This is a genomic window from Hoeflea sp. CAU 1731 (assembly GCF_039888615.1).
Classification (GTDB): Bacteria; Pseudomonadota; Alphaproteobacteria; order Rhizobiales; family Rhizobiaceae; genus Flavimaribacter.
Genome location: NZ_JBDQQS010000003.1, coordinates 14,017 through 34,078, shown reverse-complemented (window position 1 = coordinate 34,078; position 20,062 = coordinate 14,017). Strand labels below are relative to the sequence as shown.

Annotated in this window: 12 protein-coding genes; 6 read left to right on the top strand and 6 right to left on the bottom strand. The window is 60.2% G+C overall.

All coding sequences use genetic code 11. The annotated features are described in order from the left end of the window. Positions 1-7 precede the first annotated feature (7 nt). Positions 8-973 (bottom strand): thioredoxin-disulfide reductase, encoded by a 966-nt coding sequence (gene trxB, locus AAFN47_RS06590; protein WP_499808416.1) that lies wholly within the window; start codon positions 971-973, stop codon positions 8-10. A 266-nt stretch (positions 974-1,239) separates the two neighbouring features. Between trxB and AAFN47_RS06585 the strand changes: the two genes are divergently transcribed. After that, positions 1,240-1,713 carry an Lrp/AsnC family transcriptional regulator gene (locus AAFN47_RS06585; protein WP_499808415.1) on the top strand — a complete coding sequence of 158 codons (474 nt, stop codon included), beginning with the start codon at positions 1,240-1,242 and terminating at the stop codon, positions 1,711-1,713. Here the strand turns inward: AAFN47_RS06585 and AAFN47_RS06580 are convergent. From AAFN47_RS06580 to AAFN47_RS06565, 4 genes are all read right to left on the bottom strand, one after another. Beyond that, the gene (locus AAFN47_RS06580; RefSeq protein ID WP_499808688.1) at positions 1,710-2,753 is read right to left on the bottom strand and encodes a glycosyltransferase family 4 protein; all 1,044 of its coding nucleotides are present in this window, start codon (positions 2,751-2,753) and stop codon (positions 1,710-1,712) included. The two genes, AAFN47_RS06585 and AAFN47_RS06580, sit on opposite strands and share 4 nt — an antisense overlap. 36 nt (positions 2,754-2,789) lie before the next feature. Beyond that, entirely contained in the window at positions 2,790-3,266 is a 477-nt protein-coding gene (greA, locus tag AAFN47_RS06575) for a transcription elongation factor GreA (RefSeq protein WP_499808414.1), read from the bottom strand. Between the two features lie 220 nt (positions 3,267-3,486). Further along, complete coding sequence (gene carB, locus AAFN47_RS06570) at positions 3,487-6,969, bottom strand: carbamoyl-phosphate synthase large subunit (protein ID WP_499808413.1); 3,483 nt, start codon at positions 6,967-6,969, stop codon at positions 3,487-3,489. Positions 6,970-7,147: 178 nt separating this feature from the next. Beyond that, a complete protein-coding gene (locus AAFN47_RS06565) occupies positions 7,148-7,411 on the bottom strand; it encodes a helix-turn-helix domain-containing protein (protein ID WP_499808412.1) in 264 nt (87 codons plus the stop codon). A gap of 256 nt (positions 7,412-7,667) precedes the next feature. Here AAFN47_RS06565 and ypfJ point away from each other — a divergent pair, with 256 nt between their 5' ends. Next, positions 7,668-8,591 (top strand): KPN_02809 family neutral zinc metallopeptidase, encoded by a 924-nt coding sequence (ypfJ, locus tag AAFN47_RS06560; protein ID WP_499808411.1) that lies wholly within the window; start codon positions 7,668-7,670, stop codon positions 8,589-8,591. A 12-nt stretch (positions 8,592-8,603) separates the two neighbouring features. On the opposite strand, the gene carA is transcribed toward ypfJ, so the two are convergent. Next, positions 8,604-9,797, bottom strand: a complete 1,194-nt coding sequence (gene carA / locus AAFN47_RS06555; protein ID WP_499808410.1) for a glutamine-hydrolyzing carbamoyl-phosphate synthase small subunit — start codon at positions 9,795-9,797, stop codon at positions 8,604-8,606. Positions 9,798-10,092: 295 nt separating this feature from the next. Between carA and AAFN47_RS06550 the strand changes: the two genes are divergently transcribed. The 4 genes from AAFN47_RS06550 to AAFN47_RS06535 all read left to right on the top strand — a co-directional run bounded on the left by AAFN47_RS06550 (position 10,093) and on the right by AAFN47_RS06535 (position 20,058). Next, on the top strand, positions 10,093-10,545 hold the full coding sequence (locus AAFN47_RS06550; protein ID WP_499808409.1) for a GatB/YqeY domain-containing protein: 453 nt from the start codon (positions 10,093-10,095) through the stop codon (positions 10,543-10,545). A gap of 388 nt (positions 10,546-10,933) precedes the next feature. Beyond that, a complete protein-coding gene (locus AAFN47_RS06545) occupies positions 10,934-11,659 on the top strand; it encodes a LuxR C-terminal-related transcriptional regulator (protein ID WP_499808408.1) in 726 nt (241 codons plus the stop codon). Positions 11,660-12,799: 1,140 nt separating this feature from the next. After that, complete coding sequence (locus tag AAFN47_RS06540; RefSeq protein WP_499808407.1) at positions 12,800-12,955, top strand: hypothetical protein; 156 nt, start codon at positions 12,800-12,802, stop codon at positions 12,953-12,955. A 47-nt stretch (positions 12,956-13,002) separates the two neighbouring features. Further along, positions 13,003-20,058, top strand: a complete 7,056-nt coding sequence (locus tag AAFN47_RS06535; protein WP_499808406.1) for a hypothetical protein — start codon at positions 13,003-13,005, stop codon at positions 20,056-20,058. Positions 20,059-20,062: the final 4 nt, after the last annotated feature.

Here is a 20,062-nt window from a genome sequence, read left to right as displayed (position 1 = left end):
CTGCCGTTTACTCGGCGGCGTCCGCGATCAATTCGATTTCCGCAAGATATTTTTCCACTTCAAGGGCGGCCATGCACCCCATGCCGGCGGCCGTGACCGCCTGCCTGTAGATATCATCGGTGACGTCGCCGGCTGCAAATACTCCCGGAACGTTCGTCGCCGTCGAATCCGGCGCCGTCCACAGATAACCATTGGATTTCTGCTTCAGCTTGCCTTCGAAAAGGGCGACGGCTGGCGCATGGCCGATGGCGACAAATACGCCGTCCGTTTCGATGTCCGTCACGGCGCCGGTGCGAATATTCTCCAGCCGGGCGCCCGTCACGGAGGGCGGAACGCCCGTCGAGCCGGTGATTTCAACGAGACGGCTGTCCCAGACCACCTCGACGTTGTCTCTGGCAAGCAGGCGCTGCTGCAGGATCTTTTCAGCCCTCAGTTCGTCGCGGCGATGCACGAGCGTGACTTTCTCCGCCAGATTGGACAGGTATAGGGCTTCCTCGACGGCTGTGTTGCCACCGCCAACCACTACAACATTCTTGCCGCGGTAGAAGAACCCGTCGCATGTCGCACAGGCGGAAACGCCGAACCCCATGAAGGTCTGTTCTGTCTCGATTCCCAGCCACTTGGCTTGCGCGCCGGTGGCAATGATAAGGGAATCGCAGGTGTATTCCTGTCCCGAATCCGTCTTCAGCCGGAACGGGCGAACCTCGAGATCGACCTCGGTGACAAGGTCATTGACGATTTCGGCGCCGACATTTTCGGTTTGCTGGCGCATCTGATCCATCATCCACGGACCCTGAACCGGATCCGCGTATCCAGGATAGTTCTCCACATCGGTGGTGATCATCAACTGGCCGCCCTGTTCCAGCCCGGTGATCATCACCGGGTTCAGCATCGCGCGGGCGGCGTAGATTGCGGCGGTGTATCCCGCCGGTCCCGAGCCCACGATCAGCACGCGTGAATGGCGCGTCGTCATATCTGCATTCCTTGAAACTGGTCTCGTCCTGGTTGCCGGGCCTATAGCACGGCTGATTACGCCCGCACAGGGCATAACACCCGCCGGGCCGGTTTGTCCCAATGTACGTAGCGGTGGCGACCGGTTTCAAGTAGAGGGCGCATATTTCACGATACCGTGCAGCAACACGGCGCGGGGCTCGGCCCAAGCTCTGTGAAAGAGAAATTATCTTGCGCGTTGAAGAAATTAATGGTCTCGTTTTGGAATTGCTTGAAGGAAAGCCCGCTATGCCGATTCGCGCTGAACTTGATCGTATCGACATGAAGATATTGCGAGAATTGCAGGCCGACGGCCGGATGACCAATGTGGAGCTTTCCGAGCGGGTCGGCATTTCGGCGCCGCCTTGTCTGCGGCGCGTGCGTAAGCTCGAGGAGGCAGGCGTCATCGAAGGGTATCGCGCGATGCTGAACGCGCCGGCGCTTGGTTTCGATGTCGTCGCCTTCTGCGCGGTGGGACTGACCTTGCAGTCGGAAGCCAATCTCAGGGCGTTCGCTGAGAAAACCCTGTCATGGCGCTTTGTCCGGCAGTCATGGATGGTCAGCGGTGAAAGCGATTTCCTGCTGCATTGCGTTGCGCGGGATCTCGCCGCTTTCCAGGATTTCGTCATCGACGAACTGACGACGGCCGTAAATGTCGACACTGTCCGCACCATGCTGACGATCCGCCAGGTGAAGAACGAGGGCAAGGTGGCGTTTGATTAGCCGCCTTCAAGCATTTCGTCGTAGACGGCCTTCAGGGCGAATGCTTCTCGTTCGAGGCCGAAATTGGCTCTCACATGCGCTAGACTCCTCGTTGCGTCGTCGACCGCCTTTGCGGGATCTGTGAGATAGGGCTCGATCGCTTGCGTGAGCGCCGGACCGTCGCCTGCGGCGACAATGTTTCCGGAAATGCCGGGCACAGCCATTTCAGAGTAGGCGCCGGCGTCGGAGGTCACCACTGCTGTTTGGGAAGCCATCGCCTCGAAGGGCGTCAGCCCGAAGCCTTCGTTTCTCGATGGGGCGACATAGAGCGTCAGGCGACGGTACCAGACCTTGATGTCGGGGACTTCGCCGAGAAAAACGATCCGGTCCTGAAGTCCTGCCGACCGGACATCGTCCTTCAGACGCTCTGCAAACGCCTGGTGCTCCGCGGTGGCGCGACCGGATATCACCGCCGTCCAGTCCGGATAATGCGGCAGCAAATCGATCATCGACGCGACGAAAAGATCGGTTCCCTTCTGATGCCGGATGCGGCCGAAACATCCAATCAGATATTTTCCGGAGAGACCGCTCGCAGCGATCGTGTCGTCACCCGTTTGCGGAGGGTGAAACATGTCGGTGTCGACGCCGTGCAGTATCGTCGTGTGCGGCGCTTGCAGAAAGGAGCCCGAGCGCTCGCTCGTCGCAACCACCCGGTCCATGCGCCGGATAAGCCAACGGGTGAAGGGCTTGTGATGGCGCTGCGCAGCCGACGTAAAAAGCAGTTTCAAGGGCATGCGTAGAATGTCGCGGAGGACGATGCCGGCTATCATTTCGTTGTTTCGCCGCGCATGCCAGACGCGCGCCGTTCTGCCGGGCGGCGGACGCCACGCCTTGACGAAGTCGCGCCAGGAGATGTGCGGCAGGTGTTCGGGAAGTCCGGGGCCGAGCGTCGCGATCTTGACGCCGATCCGGCGCTGTAACGGAGCCAGCTGCACGATCGTGGAGGTCACTCCGGACAGTCGACGTTTGAAGTTCGGTGCGAGAACCTCGACCTCGTCCATACTGACCGGAGTTTCAGGACCCATCGATCGACGCGGTCAGCCCCAGTTGACTTCGAGAATTTCGTAGGCCTTGGCCCCGCCGGGGGCGTTGACCTCGATGGAATCGCCTTGCGACTTTCCAATGAGGGCCCTGGCGATGGGCGAAGACAGGGAGATCCGTCCCTGCTTCACATCGGCTTCCTGGTCGCCGACGATCTGATAGGTCTTTTCCTCTTCAGTATCCTCGTCGACGAGCTTCACCGTGGCGCCGAATTTGATCGTGTCGCCCGACATTTTGGTCAGGTCGATGACCTCGGCGCGCGCCGTCAAATCTTCCAGCTCGGCAATCCGGCCCTCATTATGGCTCTGGGCTTCCTTGGCTGCGTGATATTCCGCATTTTCCGAAAGGTCGCCATGGGCCCTTGCCTCGGCAATGGCCTCGATGATCCGCGGGCGCTCTTCCCGCTGGCGCCAGCGCAGTTCTTCATTCAGTTTGGCGAAACCGCCCGGTGTCATCGGGACTTTTTCTACCATGTCCTTCTCCGTCATTCTTGGCGCCGAAGCAGCTTGAGAGCCCTGCTTGGGCGCAAAAGAAAACGGCCCCCGAATCTGCAGATCCGGAACCGTTTCATGCGTTAATCGAAGCAGTCTAGCAGAAAATGCGCCCGAAACGCCAGTGTTTTCGCTATTCGGTCCAATTCAACCGGAACGAAGGATTGCGCCCTGTAGCTCGAATACAATTCCGGTCTCCCGGTTAAAAATAGCTCTGCAGCGGCCGCACTTCCAGATTGCCGGCCTTGAGCGCGGCAATGGCCTCGGCCGCAGCCTGAGCCCCGGCCATGGTGGTGAAATAAGGCACTTTCTGCATCAGCGCCGCGCGGCGCAGCGATTTTGAATCCGACATCGCCTTGGCGCCGGAAGTCGTGTTGACGACGAGCTGGATTTCGCGGTTGCGGATCGCGTCTTCCACATGCGGGCGCCCTTCGAGGACCTTGTTGATCCGGGTCGCCTTGACGCCGTTTTCGGCAAGGAAGCGCGCCGTGCCTCCGGTCGCCACGATGCTGAAACCGATTTCGGCCAGCCGACGCGCCGCAGGCAGGACAAACTGCTTGTCCTCGTCGCGAACCGAGATAAAGACGGCGCCGTCGCGCGGGAGCTCAACGCCAGCGCCGAGCTGCGCCTTGGCGAAGGCGAGCGCATAGTCGGTGTCGAGCCCCATCACCTCGCCGGTGGAGCGCATTTCCGGGCCGAGCAGCGTGTCCACGCCAGGGAAACGGGCGAACGGGAAGACAGCTTCCTTGACGGCGATATGCGAGAGGTTTTGCGTGTCCGGCGGCGCGCCATAGGCGGAGATCGCCGTCTCCAGTTTCTCGCCTGCCATGACCCTGGCCGCGATCTTGGCGACCGGCGCCCCTATGGTCTTGGCGACGAAAGGCACGGTGCGGGAGGCGCGCGGATTGACTTCAAGCACGTAGATTTCACCATCCTTGATGGCGTATTGCACATTCATCAGGCCGACGACATGCAAGGCGAGCGCGAGTCTTCGGGTCTGGTGCTCCAGCTCGCGGACGATATCGCCGGACAGCGAGTGCGCGGGCAGCGAACAGGCGCTGTCACCGGAGTGAATGCCGGCTTCCTCGATATGCTCCATGATGCCAGCCACAAAGACGTCCTTGCCGTCGCACAGGCAATCGACGTCAACTTCCGTCGCGTTGGACAGGTAGCTGTCGAAGAGCAGCGGATTGGAGCCCAGCAGCGTGTTGATCTGGCCGGTCTTGTCGTTCGGATAACGCGCCTTGATGTCTTCGGGAACGAGTTCCGGAACCGTGCCGAGCAGGTAGTTCGACAGGCTCTGCTCGTCGCGTATGATCTGCATCGCCCGGCCGCCCAGAACATAGGACGGGCGGACGACCAGCGGATAGCCGATTTCGGCGGCGACAAGCCGCGCCTGCTCCACGGAATGGGCGATTCCGTTCTTTGGCTGCAGAAGGTCGAGCCGGGTCAGGAGTTTCTGGAACCGGTCCCGATCTTCCGCGAGATCGATTGCATCGGGCTCGGTGCCGAGGATCGGAATCCCGGCGCTTTCCAGGGCATTGGCGAGTTTCAGGGGCGTCTGCCCGCCGAACTGGACGATGACGCCGTGCAGCGTTCCCTTCTGCTGCTCGATCCTCAGGATCTCCAGCACGTCCTCGACCGTCAGCGGTTCGAAATAGAGCCGGTCGGACGTATCGTAATCCGTCGAGACGGTTTCCGGGTTGCAATTGACCATGATTGATTCATAGCCGGCGTCTTCCAGCGCGAAGGCTGCGTGACAGCAGCAATAGTCGAACTCGATGCCCTGGCCGATCCGGTTTGGACCGCCGCCGAGGATGACGACCTTCTTGCGGTCGGAAACGTCCGCTTCGGATTGCAGCGCGCCCGCAAAGGCCGTTTCATAGGTCGAATACATATAGGCGGTCGGCGAGGCGAATTCCGCCGCGCAGGTGTCGATCCGCTTGTAGACCGGGTGCACGTCGAGCTGGTCGCGCAGCCGCGCCACGTTTCTCTCGCGCTGGCCAGTCAAACCCGCCAGCCGGGCGTCGGAAAAGCCCATTGCCTTGAGCATCCGCAGATTGTCGGCGTCCTCAGGCAATCCGTGGGCGCGGATATGCGCTTCCATGTCGACGATCGCCTTGAGCTGGCTGAGGAACCAGGGATCGATCTTGCAGGCCTGATGCACCTCTTCGGCGGAGGCCCCCAGTCGCAGCGCCTGCGCGACCATGCGAAGCCGGTCGGGGGTGGGCGTTCCGAGCGCAGCGCGGATCGCGTTCTTGTCGTCGCCTTCGCCGAGACCGGGAATGTCGATCTCGTCGAGGCCGGTCAGGCCCGTTTCAAGGCCGCGCAAGGCTTTCTGCAGCGATTCGGCGAATGTCCGGCCGATCGCCATCACCTCGCCGACCGATTTCATTGACGTGGTCAAAAGGGGTTCGGCGCCTGGAAACTTCTCGAAGGCGAAACGGGGGATCTTGGTAACCACGTAGTCGATCGACGGTTCGAAGGACGCCGGCGTCGCGCCGCCAGTGATATCGTTGTCGAGTTCGTCGAGCGTATAGCCGACGGCGAGTTTTGCCGCCACCTTGGCGATCGGAAACCCGGTCGCCTTGGAAGCGAGCGCGGAAGAGCGCGATACGCGCGGGTTCATCTCGATGACGACCAGCCGGCCGTCTTCCGGATTGACGGCGAACTGCACGTTCGAGCCGCCGGTTTCCACCCCGATCTCGCGCAACACCGCGATCGATGCGTTGCGCATGATCTGGTATTCCTTGTCGGTGAGCGTCAGGGCGGGCGCCACAGTAATGGAATCGCCGGTGTGGACGCCCATCGGATCGACGTTCTCGATGGAGCAGATGATGATGCAATTGTCCGCGCGATCGCGGACGACTTCCATCTCGAACTCCTTCCAGCCGAGCACGGACTCTTCGATCAGCACCTCCGTGGTCGGCGAGGCGTCAAGGCCCGATTCAACGATCTCGAAATATTCCGAGCGGTTGAAGGCGATGCCGCCGCCGGTTCCGCCGAGCGTGAAGGAGGGGCGGATGATCGCCGGCAGTCCGACATGGTCGAGCGCCTGGGCGGCGATGCCGAGCGCGTGTCCGATATAGTGCTGCTTTCGGTCCGTCTCGCCGAGCTGCCACTCCGTCTCCAGCGCGTCGAGGGCAGCGTCCAGCTTGTCGCCTTCAAACCGGTTTCTGAGTTCTTCGCGCTTGGCCTCATGCGCCTTGCGGTCGCGGTTCTTCACTTCCGTTGCATTGGCGAGCATCGAGCGGGGCGTTTCGAGACCGATTTTCGCCATGGCCTCGCGGAACAATGCCCTGTCTTCGGCCTTGTCGATCGCTTCGGGCTTGGCGCCGATCATCTCGACGTTGTAGCGTTCGAGGATCCCCATGCGCCGCAGCGAAAGGGCGGTGTTGAGCGCGGTCTGCCCGCCCATGGTCGGCAGCAATGCGTCCGGACGCTCCTTGGCGATGATCTTGGCGACGACCTCGGGCGTTATCGGCTCGATATAGGTCGCATCCGCCAGTTCCGGATCGGTCATGATCGTCGCCGGATTGGAATTGACGAGGACGACGCGATATCCTTCTTCCTTCAGCGCCTTGCAGGCCTGGGCTCCGGAATAATCGAATTCGCAGGCTTGACCGATGACGATCGGTCCGGCCCCGATTATGAGAATGGACTTTATGTCGTCGCGCTTGGGCATGATTGGTCTTCCGGCAAGCAGTAGCAACGGGGATTGCATGGAATCCGGGTGCGTGCACTGCAGTCATCAATTGAAGGCGAACCGCATCCTCCAGGAGCGTTCTGAGGCGCGCTTATAGGACAAAGGCGCAGACAGGGAAACCCCGTCTTCTACGGTTTTTCCAAAGGAACTTTATAGGTCAGCAGGCATTTGCTGTATGCGGTTCGTCTGGCGGGGACGAGTTCGCCTCATCGCTCAGTTCGGACGCATCGTATTCGTAAATCCCGTTGGCGATGGCGTAGCAGGCCAAAGCCACGGTCAACGGAATGGTGATCTGCTTTCCATCACGCTTGCCCTTTTCATAGTATTGAATGATGCGTTTCTTCAGGCCAAGAACCCGGGCTGCGTCTTTCTGCTTGAGACCAAGGGACTTTCGCCAGCGTCTGAAGTCATCCGGTGTCAATGTTAATCTTCGCCCTACTTGTCGTTACTCGAATATTCCCGAAAAATAATGCTTCATTATCAGCTTTGTATGGCATTTTTACATCAGTTCTGAAATGCTGGACGTTGTTGAAATCGAGGCGTGGTGCGATTTTCAATGTAAACTGCGCTGTGAGCCGTATCCAGCCGTTGGACTCCACAGTCGGAACCGTATCCGCCCGATGGTGTTAACAAGCGATGGGCGGCGGCAGGCTCTGTTTCAGACGGGAGACGGATCGATGCGTTGGAAGGGTCGACGGCAAAGCAGCAATATCGAAGACAGGCGCGGCAGCCGGGGCGGCTTGGGCGGCTCTTCGCGACGCAGTCCAGGCAGGATTCGAATTCCTATTGGCGGATCAGGAACGCGACGCGCCTCCGGTGGCGGCATCTCGCTGATTGTCATTCTTGTCATCGGGTTCTTCATTTTGCGGGCTCTGGGCATAGACCCGGCGGAGCTTCTTGAAGGCGGCGGATCGATGTCTCCGGGCTATCAGCAGGACGGCGGCCAGATCGCCCAGCCCAGACAGGACGAGATGAGCCAGTTTGTCGCCACAGTGCTTGCGGAGACCGAGGATGTTTGGAACGGAATTTTCCAGGCGAACGGCGCTGAGTACCCTGAGCCGACGCTGGTCCTTTTCACAGACAGGGTGCGTTCCGCCTGCGGTCTTGCCGGCGCGGCGTCCGGACCGTTCTACTGTCCCGGCGACCAGAAGGTATATATCGATCTTTCCTTCTACAACGAGTTGGCGAACCGCTTTGGCGCGTCCGGCGATTTCGCGCAAGCCTATGTCATTGCGCACGAGGTTGGTCATCATGTGCAGAATCTGATCGGCGTCCTGCCCAAGTTCAACCAGATGCGCCAATCCATGAGCGAGACCGAGGCCAACCAAATGTCGGTTCGCGTCGAACTCCAGGCGGATTGCTTCGCCGGCGTCTGGGGCCACTTCACTGACCAGAAGGGGCTTCTCGAGAGCGGAGACCTCGAGGAAGCGCTGAACGCGGCCCGCCAGATCGGCGATGACACGTTGCAGCGGCGAAGCCAGGGCTATGTGGTGCCGGACAGCTTCAACCACGGCACCTCGCAACAGCGCATGACCTGGTTCAAGCGCGGCTTTGACAGCGGACGGCTGAACAGTTGCGATACGTTCAGCGAGCCCGTGTGATCGCAAGCGAGTCTATTCGGCCAGCGCAGTCTCGCCGCGCTTCTCGCGGATGAGGTTCAGGAAACGCCGGAACAGATAGTGCGAATCCTGCGGACCCGGCGAGGCTTCCGGGTGATGCTGCACGGAGAATATGGGCTTGCCCACGACCTGAAGGCCGCAGTTCGTTCCGTCGAACAGCGAGGTGTGGGTTTCCTCGACGCCTGCCGGCAGCGAATCTCCATCGACGGCGAAGCCGTGATTCATGGAGACGATCTCCACCTTGCCGGTTGTGTAGTCCTTGACCGGATGATTGGCGCCGTGGTGGCCCTGGTGCATCTTGGCGGTCTTGGCGCCGAGCGCAAGCGCCAGAATCTGGTGGCCAAGGCAGATGCCGAAAATCGGTATGTCGCTTTCCATCAGCTTCTGCAGCGTTGGAACGGCGTATTCTCCGGTGGCGGCGGGATCTCCCGGCCCGTTTGACAGGAAGACGCCGTCCGGTTTCAAACCCAGAATATCCTCGGCGGTCGCCGACGCCGGAACGACGGTGACACGGCATCCGAGACCGGAAAACAGGCGCAATATGTTGCGTTTTACGCCATAGTCGATCGCCACGATATGGACTGCGCTGTCATCGTCGCCCTCGCCATAGCCTTCGTTCCAGACCCAGGGGCGTTCGTTCCAGCGTGAAGACTGACCACTGGTCGCGTCCTTCGCAAGGTCCAGTTCGACAAGTCCGTGCCATGCGGCGGCGCGCGCCTTCAGGCTTTCGACATCGAACTCGCCCTGCGGATCATGGGCGAGCACCGCATTGGGCATGCCGTTGTCGCGGATCCATGCGGTCAGGGCGCGGGTGTCGACGCCGGACATGGCGACGACGCCGCGGGCCGCAAGCCAATCGTTCAGGTGCTGCCGTGAGCGGTAATTTGACGGTTCCGTGATGTCGGCCTTGAAAATCGCGCCGACAGCACCGATATGAGCCGCCGGAGTCAGATCCTCGATATCCTCGTCATTGGCGCCTATGTTGCCGATGTGCGGAAACGTGAATGTGACGATCTGACCGGCGTAGGACGGGTCAGTCAGGATTTCCTGATAGCCGGTCAAGGCGGTGTTGAAACAGACTTCCGCCTCGACCGCGCCGACCGCGCCCAGCCCCTGGCCCTCGATGACCATTCCATTTGCGAGCACAAGCAGTGCGGTGGTTTTTTTCTTTGGCCAGGCCGTTGTCATGAACTTTGTCCGTTAGAGCTGCAATCTGCCGCGAGATAAAGGTAAGAGCGGCGATGTTCAAGTCTGCGCCGGCTGTCTCTCAAGGCCGTGCGGAAACTTTGAATTGCCGCCATCGGAACAAAAGTGTTAATGCTGGGAGCCGCCGGCAAACGACGCGAAGCAACGAAACAACAGTGCCGGAATTTCGCGCGTTGACATTATAACAAATAATATCAACTAGTTAGACGAGTTCAAAACATTTGCAATCGCTATCTCGTCCAACTATGGTGCGCGGCAATATGCAGGAGAAACTGGAATGCGTGACATGTTGACAGCCGCTTTGAAAGACGCGGTGAAGGCAAAAGACACACGTCGGATTTCTACGATCCGGCTGACTCTTGCTGCCATCAAGGACAGGGATATCGCAAATCGCGGCGCTGGAAAGGATCCGGTCAGCGATGAAGAAATCCTGCAGATTCTGTTGAAGATGATAAAGCAGCGCGAGGAGTCTGCGCGAATCTACGAAGAAGCGGCGCGCGTGGAACTGGCCGAACAGGAGCGTGAGGAAATGGACGTGATACGCTCCTTTCTTCCCGCACAACTCTCCGACGAAGCGGTTCAGACGGCCTGTCGCAGGGTGGTGGAGGAGACCGGCGCACAGGGACTGCGCGATATGGGCAAATGCATGAACACGCTCAAAACGCGGTTTTCCGGACAGATGGATTTTTCCAAGGCCTCCGGGATGGTCAAGGACATGCTTAAACATTAGGGAGCGGTTTTACAGGACCTGGGCGTACGCAGCTCTCAGGTCGACGTCACACGTCGCCCGACTGCAAAGTCGGGCGATTTCATCGAGCCCTGTTGCGACGGGTTCAATTGGATTGCAGCTTGTTGACAGAAGTGCACGGCCTTTTTACAATCTTTGATTGTTTATTCGTTACAAGTTTCAGCGCATTGTCCGTACTATTTGTGATTGCCATATTATATACATAATAATCGTTTCTTGAGTATTGATGAAAGTTGCGGCTAAGTTTTTCGCGCCGGTTCTCTTGAGGTGATGCCGTTCCGACGCAAGATGATTGCATAGTCGGCTGATCGTCTCCAAATATGTTTTTTAGTTTTTTTTAACCTGTCCAAAGATTGTAAGCAGACCAAATATGCCAGCAACAGAGATACTCCAAAACGTCACCAGCAAGTTCGGGACTCTGGAGGATGACGTCGACGTCTCGCGGTTCCTCGAAGGCGTTTCAAAGTATTACGGGTTCGAATTCTATTCGGTTGCCATCATCCCGCAAAACGAACCGCGTCGGTTTCCGCAACACAATCTGGCGACGAACTGGCCTTCGGAACTGATTACTCAGTTTGAAAAAAAGAATCTTATAGACAGTGGTCCGCTGATTTCCATGATCCGGAGCACGAGCGTTCCGTTTGTCTATAATGTCCGCAACAAGCCGGCGGGCGGGGATCTGCTTTCCGGTAGCGAATCCCTGAACGAACTCCTGCAACGTTACAACCTTGGCTACAGCGCCCTGTTTCCTGTCTGCGACAATCTGGGTAATCGCGCCTGCGTGTGTTTGTCGGGAGAGCGCGAGGATCTGACGACAACGCAATTCCTGGAGCTGTTTCTTATCAGCACTTATTTCCAGGACCGCATGAGTTCCATCAAGCGGCATCTGGCCGAGGGCAAGGAATCGCCGCTGTCGCAGCGCGAATTGGAGTGTCTGCGCTGGTCGGCCGAGGGAAAGACCAGCAGCGAGATTTCACAGATCATGTCGCTGTCCGAACACACGATCAATTATTACCTCGTGAGCGCGGCCAGAAAGCTGGACGCCGTCAACCGCATCCAGGCCGTCGCCCAGTCCATCCGCGAAGGATGGATCTGAAGCCGGTTGTCGGACGGCGCGGACCGCTTGTTATTTCCTGACTGCAGAGGCTTTTTGCCGGCGGCAACTGCGGTGAGCCGTTAGCCAGCGGGGCAATCCGTTTCGTCTTCGTTTGCGACAGGCAAACGGGGACGGACGATGCATTCGAGAATTTCGCCTCGAATTCCAGGCCTGTGCCGCCATGTCGCCTGGCGTGGAAAAACTGTCCAAAATAATACAATTTTAGATTGCTTTCACGCATATGAATGTGCGATGACCTACCCAAGTGTTGATCGCATTATCAAGAGGCTTTGCAGGGGTGCTTCGGCCAAATATTTATGGCGTAGCCGTATAAAAAACTAAATAAAAACAATATAAAGATATTTGTATCCTCCGATTTCCGGATATTCATATCAACTCAATACGTTCGTTGCATGATTTTCCGAAGCTCGGAAAGTAATGCAACTATTTGGTTTATTATTGCTGTTTGATTTTCAGTGAAATGTGAAGTCCATCGGATGTTTGGGTCCGGTTCTCATATTTCAGTTTTGTTTTACGAATACGGGCGCACATCGATGTTGGATAGGTTCTTCCGCCGGAGTTCTGACGGCAGGTCAGTTTCTTCTTCAGTTATCTTCCGCGCGGGATCCGCGATCCTTGCACCTTCGCTTTGGATGCTTGTGCAAACGTTGCCAGCGGAAGCGAGTTGCAGCGTCAGATACTCCTCCGACTTCACGCAATGGATTGATACATGTACGGGAACCCCGGAATACGTTAATCACCCGGTAACCACGGAAATAGAATCCACCTCTTACACCTTGACGGTCAAGAGTCTGAATCAGGACTCAATTTCTGGGACTGTTACACCTTACTACATCCTATTCACAGGTGCGGACGGAGATGACGTTGACGGCGATGACGGAATTGGCGCGACCGATATCACTATCGATTTCAATACTGACTCGGCACAGACGCCCTTCTCGATAGAGGTAAGTAATTCATACACCCCTATCTATGCGAACGGTTTTCTACTGGGGACAGAAGGCGGAGAGGGGGTTACTCATGGCGAAAACAAGGGTGGTGGCACCAGGTACGGAAAAGACGGCGGAGACGGTGGAAAAGGCGGCGATATAACGGTCACCATGAGCGATGTCGCCCTAGATGTCTCCTTCAATGCAATCGCTGCACAATCGTTGGGCGGCGCTGGGGGGCATGGCGCAGAAGGATTTTCCACTGCTGGTGCTTTCAGTGATGGGAACGGGTATGGCGGGGACGGGGGCTCAGGCGCCGCCGGAGGAGACATCACGCTGGACCTGACGAATTTCGCTGCAACGCGGAGTGATTCTACATATGAAGAGGAACTGATGGATGTCGTAAGCCAGGGGGGTGATGGCGGCGACGGTGGAGCCGCAAGGTCTACCAAATCCTATAGAACCTATGGCGGTGACGGCGGAACTGGCGGCGACGGGGGCGATATCCAGGTTACAGTGTCTGGCAGTTTCAACCTGGAGCCCAGCCAGGACTTTGTCGATGCGATATACATTTCCTCAAGCGGCGGCAACGGCGGCAACGGCGGCTACGGGCACGTATCCGATGTTTCCCATGGCGGCGATGGCGGCCGGGGTGGCGATGGCGGCGACGTCGTATTCGAGGCTGCCGAAGGTGCGACGATTACGTCGGATGAAGACGAGGCGTCACCCATCATTGTCCAGTCTGTTGCAGGCGACGGCGGCGACGGTGGAGGCGCTTCCAATGATGTCGGAAGCTCCCACGGCGGCGAAGGCGGGTCCGGCGGCGTCGGCGGCGACGTGACAGTCGATCTGACCGCCGCAGACAGCGTGGCGATCTCCACAGAAGATGCAAGGGGCATCCTTGCCCGCAGTTATGGTGGCGCCGGCGGCGATGGTGGCGACGCCGATTCGGGGTTAGGCGCCGGTCATGGTGGCGACGGAGCCAGTTCCGGCAATGGCGGCGACGTAAAAGTCTACCTGACAGGCCAACTGTATACGATTGGCGATGATGCGGATGCGATCGTCGCCCAGAGCGTGGGTGGATTTGCCGGCGACGGTGGAACCGCCAATGGAATCGTCGCGTACGGGGCCAGTTCCGACAGCGCAGGAACGGGTGGAGCGGTCGATGTGATGCTGGACGGCGAGGCGCTTACCACCTTTGGCGACCATTCCGACGCCATCTTTGCACAGAGCGTCGGTGGCGGCGGTGGAAGCGGGTCTTCCAGCCTTAGTGCGTTTGATTCGCTCGGTGGCTCAGGGTCAGCCGGCGGGCAGGCCGGCGCTGTCAGTGTCGAAACCTACACGTCGGCAATCTCGACCTTCGGTGATCGTTCGCGCGGCATTTTCGCCCAGAGCATCGGCGGCGGCGGCGGCGACGGAGGAAGCGCTACCGGTCTTTACTCGGTGGGCGGGTCAGGTTCGCTCGGCGGATCGGGGGAGACAGTCGATGTCTACAATATTGCTGACATCAGGACCTTTGGCGAATATTCGGAAGGCATTCTGGCGCAGAGCGTCGGCGGCGGCGGCGGATCGGGCGCCTCGACGGAAGGCATGATAGCGATTGGCGGTGACGGAGGAGATGGAGCAACGTCCGATGACGTCACGGTCGAAAATGCCGGAACGGTCTACACAGTCGGAGATCATTCAGACGCCATTCTTGTTCAGAGTATCGGCGGCAGCGGCGGCAAGGGTTCGAGTTCAACGTCGCTCGGCACCGCATTCGCGCTCGCCATAGCGGGCGACGGCGGCGAGGGGGGCGACGCCGGAGACGCCTATTACTCGGACGCCAGTGCTGTGGATGAATCGGGCAGCGCCTATGGTCTGGAAACGGTTGGAGACATGTCCAACGGCCTTGTCGTCCAGAGCATCGGTGGTGGTGGGGGACATGGGGGCAACGCCCTCGCGCTTTCGACCGGTGTGGCGTTTGACGTTTCAGTGTCACTGAGCGGAGACGGCGCCGGCGGCGGCAATGGAGGCGATGTACAGGTCGGCTTTCAAGGGAGCGTCACAACCAAGGGCGATCACTCAATTGGCATCCTGGCGAACAGCACGGGCGGCGCCGGCGGCTCTGCCGGCACCTCGATCGCCGTGGCGAGCAGTGTGGGCGCGCTTACATTCAATGTCGGTTACAGCGAAAGCGGCGACGGCGGCAATGGCGGCGACGGCGGCGTCGTGACGGTCTGTCGTGGCACCGACACGCCTTATACAAGCAATTGTTCGACTGTGCTTGGAGACGATACGATCGATGCGGGAAGTTTGCAGACATATGGCGATGGATCTCCCGGCGTCGTCGCCAGCAGCATCGGCGGCGGCGGCGGTCATTCCGGAACAACAATTTCTGGCTCTGTGGTCAGCACCGCCGCCGTCAATCTGGCCGTCGGCGGCGGCGGCGGGAAGGGTGGAAGCGGCGGCGAGGTGTTCGTCTATTCAAGCGGTGAGATCTACACCGATGGCATGAGTTCGGGCGGCATCATTGCAAAGAGTGTCGGAGGCAGCGGCGGCGCGGCCTACCTGTCAGCGGCCGTCAGCGGTTTTTCGAGCGAGTCTGTCAATCTCGCCGTGGGCGGCCAGGGCGGCGACGCCGGCGATTCCAGTGACGTGACTGTCGTCTCGACTGACGAGACAATATTTACGTGGGGGTCGTCTTCTGCTGGCATCCAGGCGATGAGTATCGGCGGGAGCGGCGGCGATGGCGGCGTTGCGATTTCGGCAAGCGCGATTTCAACCGGAAGCCTCGGCGTTTCGCTTGGCGGCGATGGCGGCGCCGGTGGCGCGGCGGGCGACGTAAAGGTCTATTCCTATGGTGGCGCCATCTTTACGGCGGAAGATTTGAGCGGCGGCGTCGTCGCGATAAGTTCCGGCGGCTCCGGCGGATCCGGTGGCTTTGATTTCAGCGGCGGCGTCGCCAGCGCGGCTTCCGTGGATATTTCCGTAGGCGGCTCCGGCGGCGGAGGTGGGGCAGCCGGGTTTGCATCGGTCGACAATGAAGCCGCGATCGCAACCGATGGCGATATGTCTCCCGGGATCTCCGCATCCAGTATCGGTGGCAGCGGTGGCCGCGGCGGCGGTTCGATGTCCTCGACGCTGGTTTCGCAAGGCAACGCGTCCATTACGCTCGGCGGCGATGGCGGCTCCGGCGGCGCCGGCAGCTATGTCGAAGTTACCAACAAGGGCGCCATCGCAACCCATGGCTCGCTTTCCGAAGGCATTGTCGCGCAGAGCATTGGCGGTAATGGCGGCGCAGGCGGTTTTGCCGCCGAAGCCGGGATAACGGTCAGCCTCAACCCTGACATTCCGGCCGGCAGCATGGATATCACCGTCGGCGGAGACGGCGGTGGTTCGGGCGCCAGCCAGGACGCGGCCGTCTACAATTATGCTGATGTCGTGACCGAGGGCTTCGGTTCGACGGGTATCCTCGCCCAGAGCATTGGCGGTTCGGGCGGGGCCGGCGGGTCAGCTTATTCCGGCACCGCCAATTTGGCGACATCCGGCACGACCCTCAATGTTCAGGTCACCGTTGGTGGTGAAGGCGGCGGCGGCGGTAGCAGCGGCGATGTCACGGTGACCAACGCCGAGGGCGTGGCCGTCACGACATCGGGAGACGACAGTCATGCCATTTTCGCGCAGTCGGTCGGCGGTAATGGCGGCCGCGGCGGCAGCGCCTACAATGTGCTGCTCAAGCTGCAGGACGAAAGCGACAACAATGCGAATGTGAGCATTGCAGTCGGCGGCGCTGGCGGCAAGGGTTCGGTTCCGGGCGATGTTTCCGTCGAGAATAACGGTGACATCACAACGACAGGCGGCCGGTCTTCCGGCGTCTATGCCCAGAGCGTGGGCGGCAACGGCGGATCCGGCGGCAGCGGCGGCAATATCATCGCAGACGCCTCGGTCGAATCGGCAAGCGGCGAAGACGAAGCCGAGGACGCGGATGGAGGGAGTTCCGTCAGCGCCTCGATCAATATCGCCGTGGGCGGAACGGCCGGCGACGGCGCACTCGCGGGCGCGGTCGAGGTCACCAATGGCGCAACGGCCTCGATCACGACCAGCGGCATGAATTCGCACGGCATCTTCGCCCATTCGGTCGGCGGCGGCGGCGGAGACGGCGGCTCGGCTTCAAACTATTCGCTAAGCGTGTCGGGCATTTGCGACTTTACGGTCGTGGCGCTCGCCAACGCCAATTGCGACGACGATGACGAAGAGGACTCCGGTTCAACTGAATTTTCATTCACCGGTCAGTTTGGCGGCTCCGGCGGCGAGGGTGGCCACGGCGAAGACGTGACGGTGACCAACGAAGGCGCTATCGAGACAACCGGTCTCGCCAGTCACGGCATTTTCGCACAATCCGTCGGCGGCGGCGGCGGTTATGGCGGTTCGGCAGCGCCCGGCTTCGACACCTTCACGACCAACGAGACGCTGGAGGACATCGACGAAGTCTATGGCGATGCGACGGACGACGATCCCTACACCAAGATCACAACCTGGACCGACTATACGCTCTCGATCGGCGGCAGCGGCGGCGCTGGCGGCGATGGGGGCGATGTGGAAGTCGCCAACAGCGCCAGCATCTCGACGAGCGGCAACGGCAGCTACGGCATCTACGCGCAGTCTGTGGGCGGCGGCGGCGGCTCGGCCGGTTCGGCGTCCGGAGAGGACAACCACAGCCTGACGATCGGCGGCGACGGCGAAGCGGCCGGCGACGGCGGAACCGTTTCGGTGATCAATGAAAGCGGGGCGTCGATAGCAATAGAAGGCGACAGGGCCCTGGGTATCTTCGCGCAGTCCATCGGCGGCGGCGGCGGTGATTCGAACTTTGAATTTACGGCCGATGATGTGCTGGCGGCGGTGCAATTTTCCTACACCATCGGCGGCGCGAATGGCGCGGGCGGCGACGGCAACGACGTGACCATCACCAATACGGACACGACGATCACCACGACCGGACTGAACTCGTCCGCCATCTTCGCGCAGTCCATCGGCGGCGGCGGCGGCACGGTGCTCGGCGCCCTTGAAGGCGCGGACGGCGATGTGAGCGTCGGCGGCAGCGGACAAGCCTCGGGCGACGGCGGCGATGTGACAGTGACCCACAGCGGTTCGATATCCACGGCGATGGACACCGACGCAGCGTACAACGTCGCTTCTTTCGGTGTCTTCGCCCAGTCGGTCGGCGGCGGCGGCGGCTATGCGGGCTCGGTCCAGTTCGGCCCATCCGAATTTTACGGCACGGGTCTCGACGGCATGTCGACATCCGACGTGTCCAGCTTCGGAGACGGCGGCGACGTTACCGTCACCGTCAATGGCGACATTACAACGAAACGCGGCGCCAGCGTCGGTATTTTCGCCCAGTCTGTTGGCGGCGGCGGCGGCGTTGGAGGTCAGGCCGACGGGACATACACCTCGGATCCCGAGGTATATATCGGCAATGGCGGCGGCGACGGAATGGGCGGCACAGTATCGGTCGTCTACGAAAGCGGAACCATCACCACCTACGGCGTCGGGTCTCACGGCATCTTTGCCCAGAGCGCCGGCGGACCTTCCGCAGGCACATCCGGCGCCACCAAGGTGTCGGTCGATGTCTCCGGCGACATCATCGTGTCCGGAGAAGGCGCGCACGGCATTTTCGCCCAGAGCGTGGGCGAGGGCATGGGCAAGATCGCCGTGACAATCGCGGAAGGCGCGACTGTCCAGGGGGGCAAGGCGTCAGCCTACTCCGACGGCGAAGACGGCGCCGGCGTGTTCATCAAAAACGGCACCGACGACAACACCGTCGTCAACAACGGCACTATCACATCCGTGCTTGGCACGGACGGCGTGGCGATCAACGTGATGGATACGACGGTGAGCGTCACCAACAATGGCTCGATCACAGGCAACTGGCTGAAGGCGTCCGAGATCCACCTGGTGAACGGGTCGGAAGGCGAGATCTACGCCGGTGAGTTAATGGACGTGGATACGTTCCTGAACCACGGCGTGTTGGAACTCGGCGAAGCCGGTAGCGTCAGCATGACGACCATAACCGGAGACTACACGCAGAGCAGCACCGGCAAGATCATTCTCACCCTCGATCCCGGACATGAAGATGAACTCCTGCGTCTCGACAATCTTGTCATCAGCGGCGACGCCGAGATCAACGGCGTGCTCCAGGTGCTCCTGGCCGAAGACTGGTCGCCGGACGTCGGCCAGCAGGTGCTGTCCCTGCTGAGCGTCGAGGGCGAACTGATCTACGACGAACTCGAACTGATCACGTCGGCGGTCGGGCAATATGCGCTGATCGAGGGCGGGTTGGGAGATCTGCATCTGCAGAGCGACATACACTTCGCCAACGACGATATTCTGGCGGAAGCGAACGCTAATCAGGAGGAGATCGCCTCGACCCTTCATGCGCTTTACGTCTCTGAACATTACCACGATACGGAGTTCCGGCACTTGATCGCTATCGAGGACGCTGAAGCCTATGTCGCCGCGCTTGACAGTTTTGGCGCGGAGGTTCTGCTCGACAATCAGGTCGCGAATATTCTGTCCGCTGTCGGTTTCCGGGACGACATGATCGGCTGTCAGGGTCTCTTCAAGGGAGGTCAGCAGGACGACCATTGCGTTTGGGTTTCCTTCGAAGGAGAGAACCTGGAAGGCGGCGCGACTTCCAACAGCCTCGCTTACAACCAGCATGCCTGGCAGATCACCGGCGGCGGCGAGCGTAACCTGGACAATGGCTGGACGGTGGGCGGCGGCTTCTCGTTCGAATCGAGTTCGCTGTCGGTCGCGGAGGCGTCGGCCAGCGGCAGCGGCCAGCAGTTCCGGTTGGGGCTAGCGGCGACTCGTGAGTTCTCGCTGCTCGACCTGTCCGGGATCGTGACCGGAGGGATCGGTTCCTACGACTACGACCGCAATCCGTTCCTTGGCGATCCGCTAAACGCCACCCAGACCATGGGTCTGATCGGCGGCAAACTGGAGGCGTCGCGCACTGTGGAAATCGGTGACTGGTATGTCCGGCCGCGCGGGGCGATCGGCTTCGATTATCTGTCGACGGGCGACTACAACGAATATGGCGAAAATGCCTATGCGCTCCGGATCGAGGGCAGCGACGAGGTCTATACCAACCTGCAGGCTGGGCTGGACATCGGCGCACAGTTCACGCTTGGATCGGGCGTAATCATCCGGCCGACAGTATCGGCGGGCGTCACCCGGTTCCTCGGCGACGCGTCGCCGAGTGCGACTGCGCAGTTCCAGTCTTCGCCGTCCTATATCCCGGACTTTACGTCGACTGCAAACTTCGACCAGACCTATCTGGATCTTTCGGCTGGCCTGGACGTGCTCGCCACCCACAATACAGCCATTCGGGCTCAGGTGGGCGGCAGCTTCTCCGAATCCACGACCCGCCTCGGCGGACAGCTCAAATTCTCGGTCAACTTCTGACCTG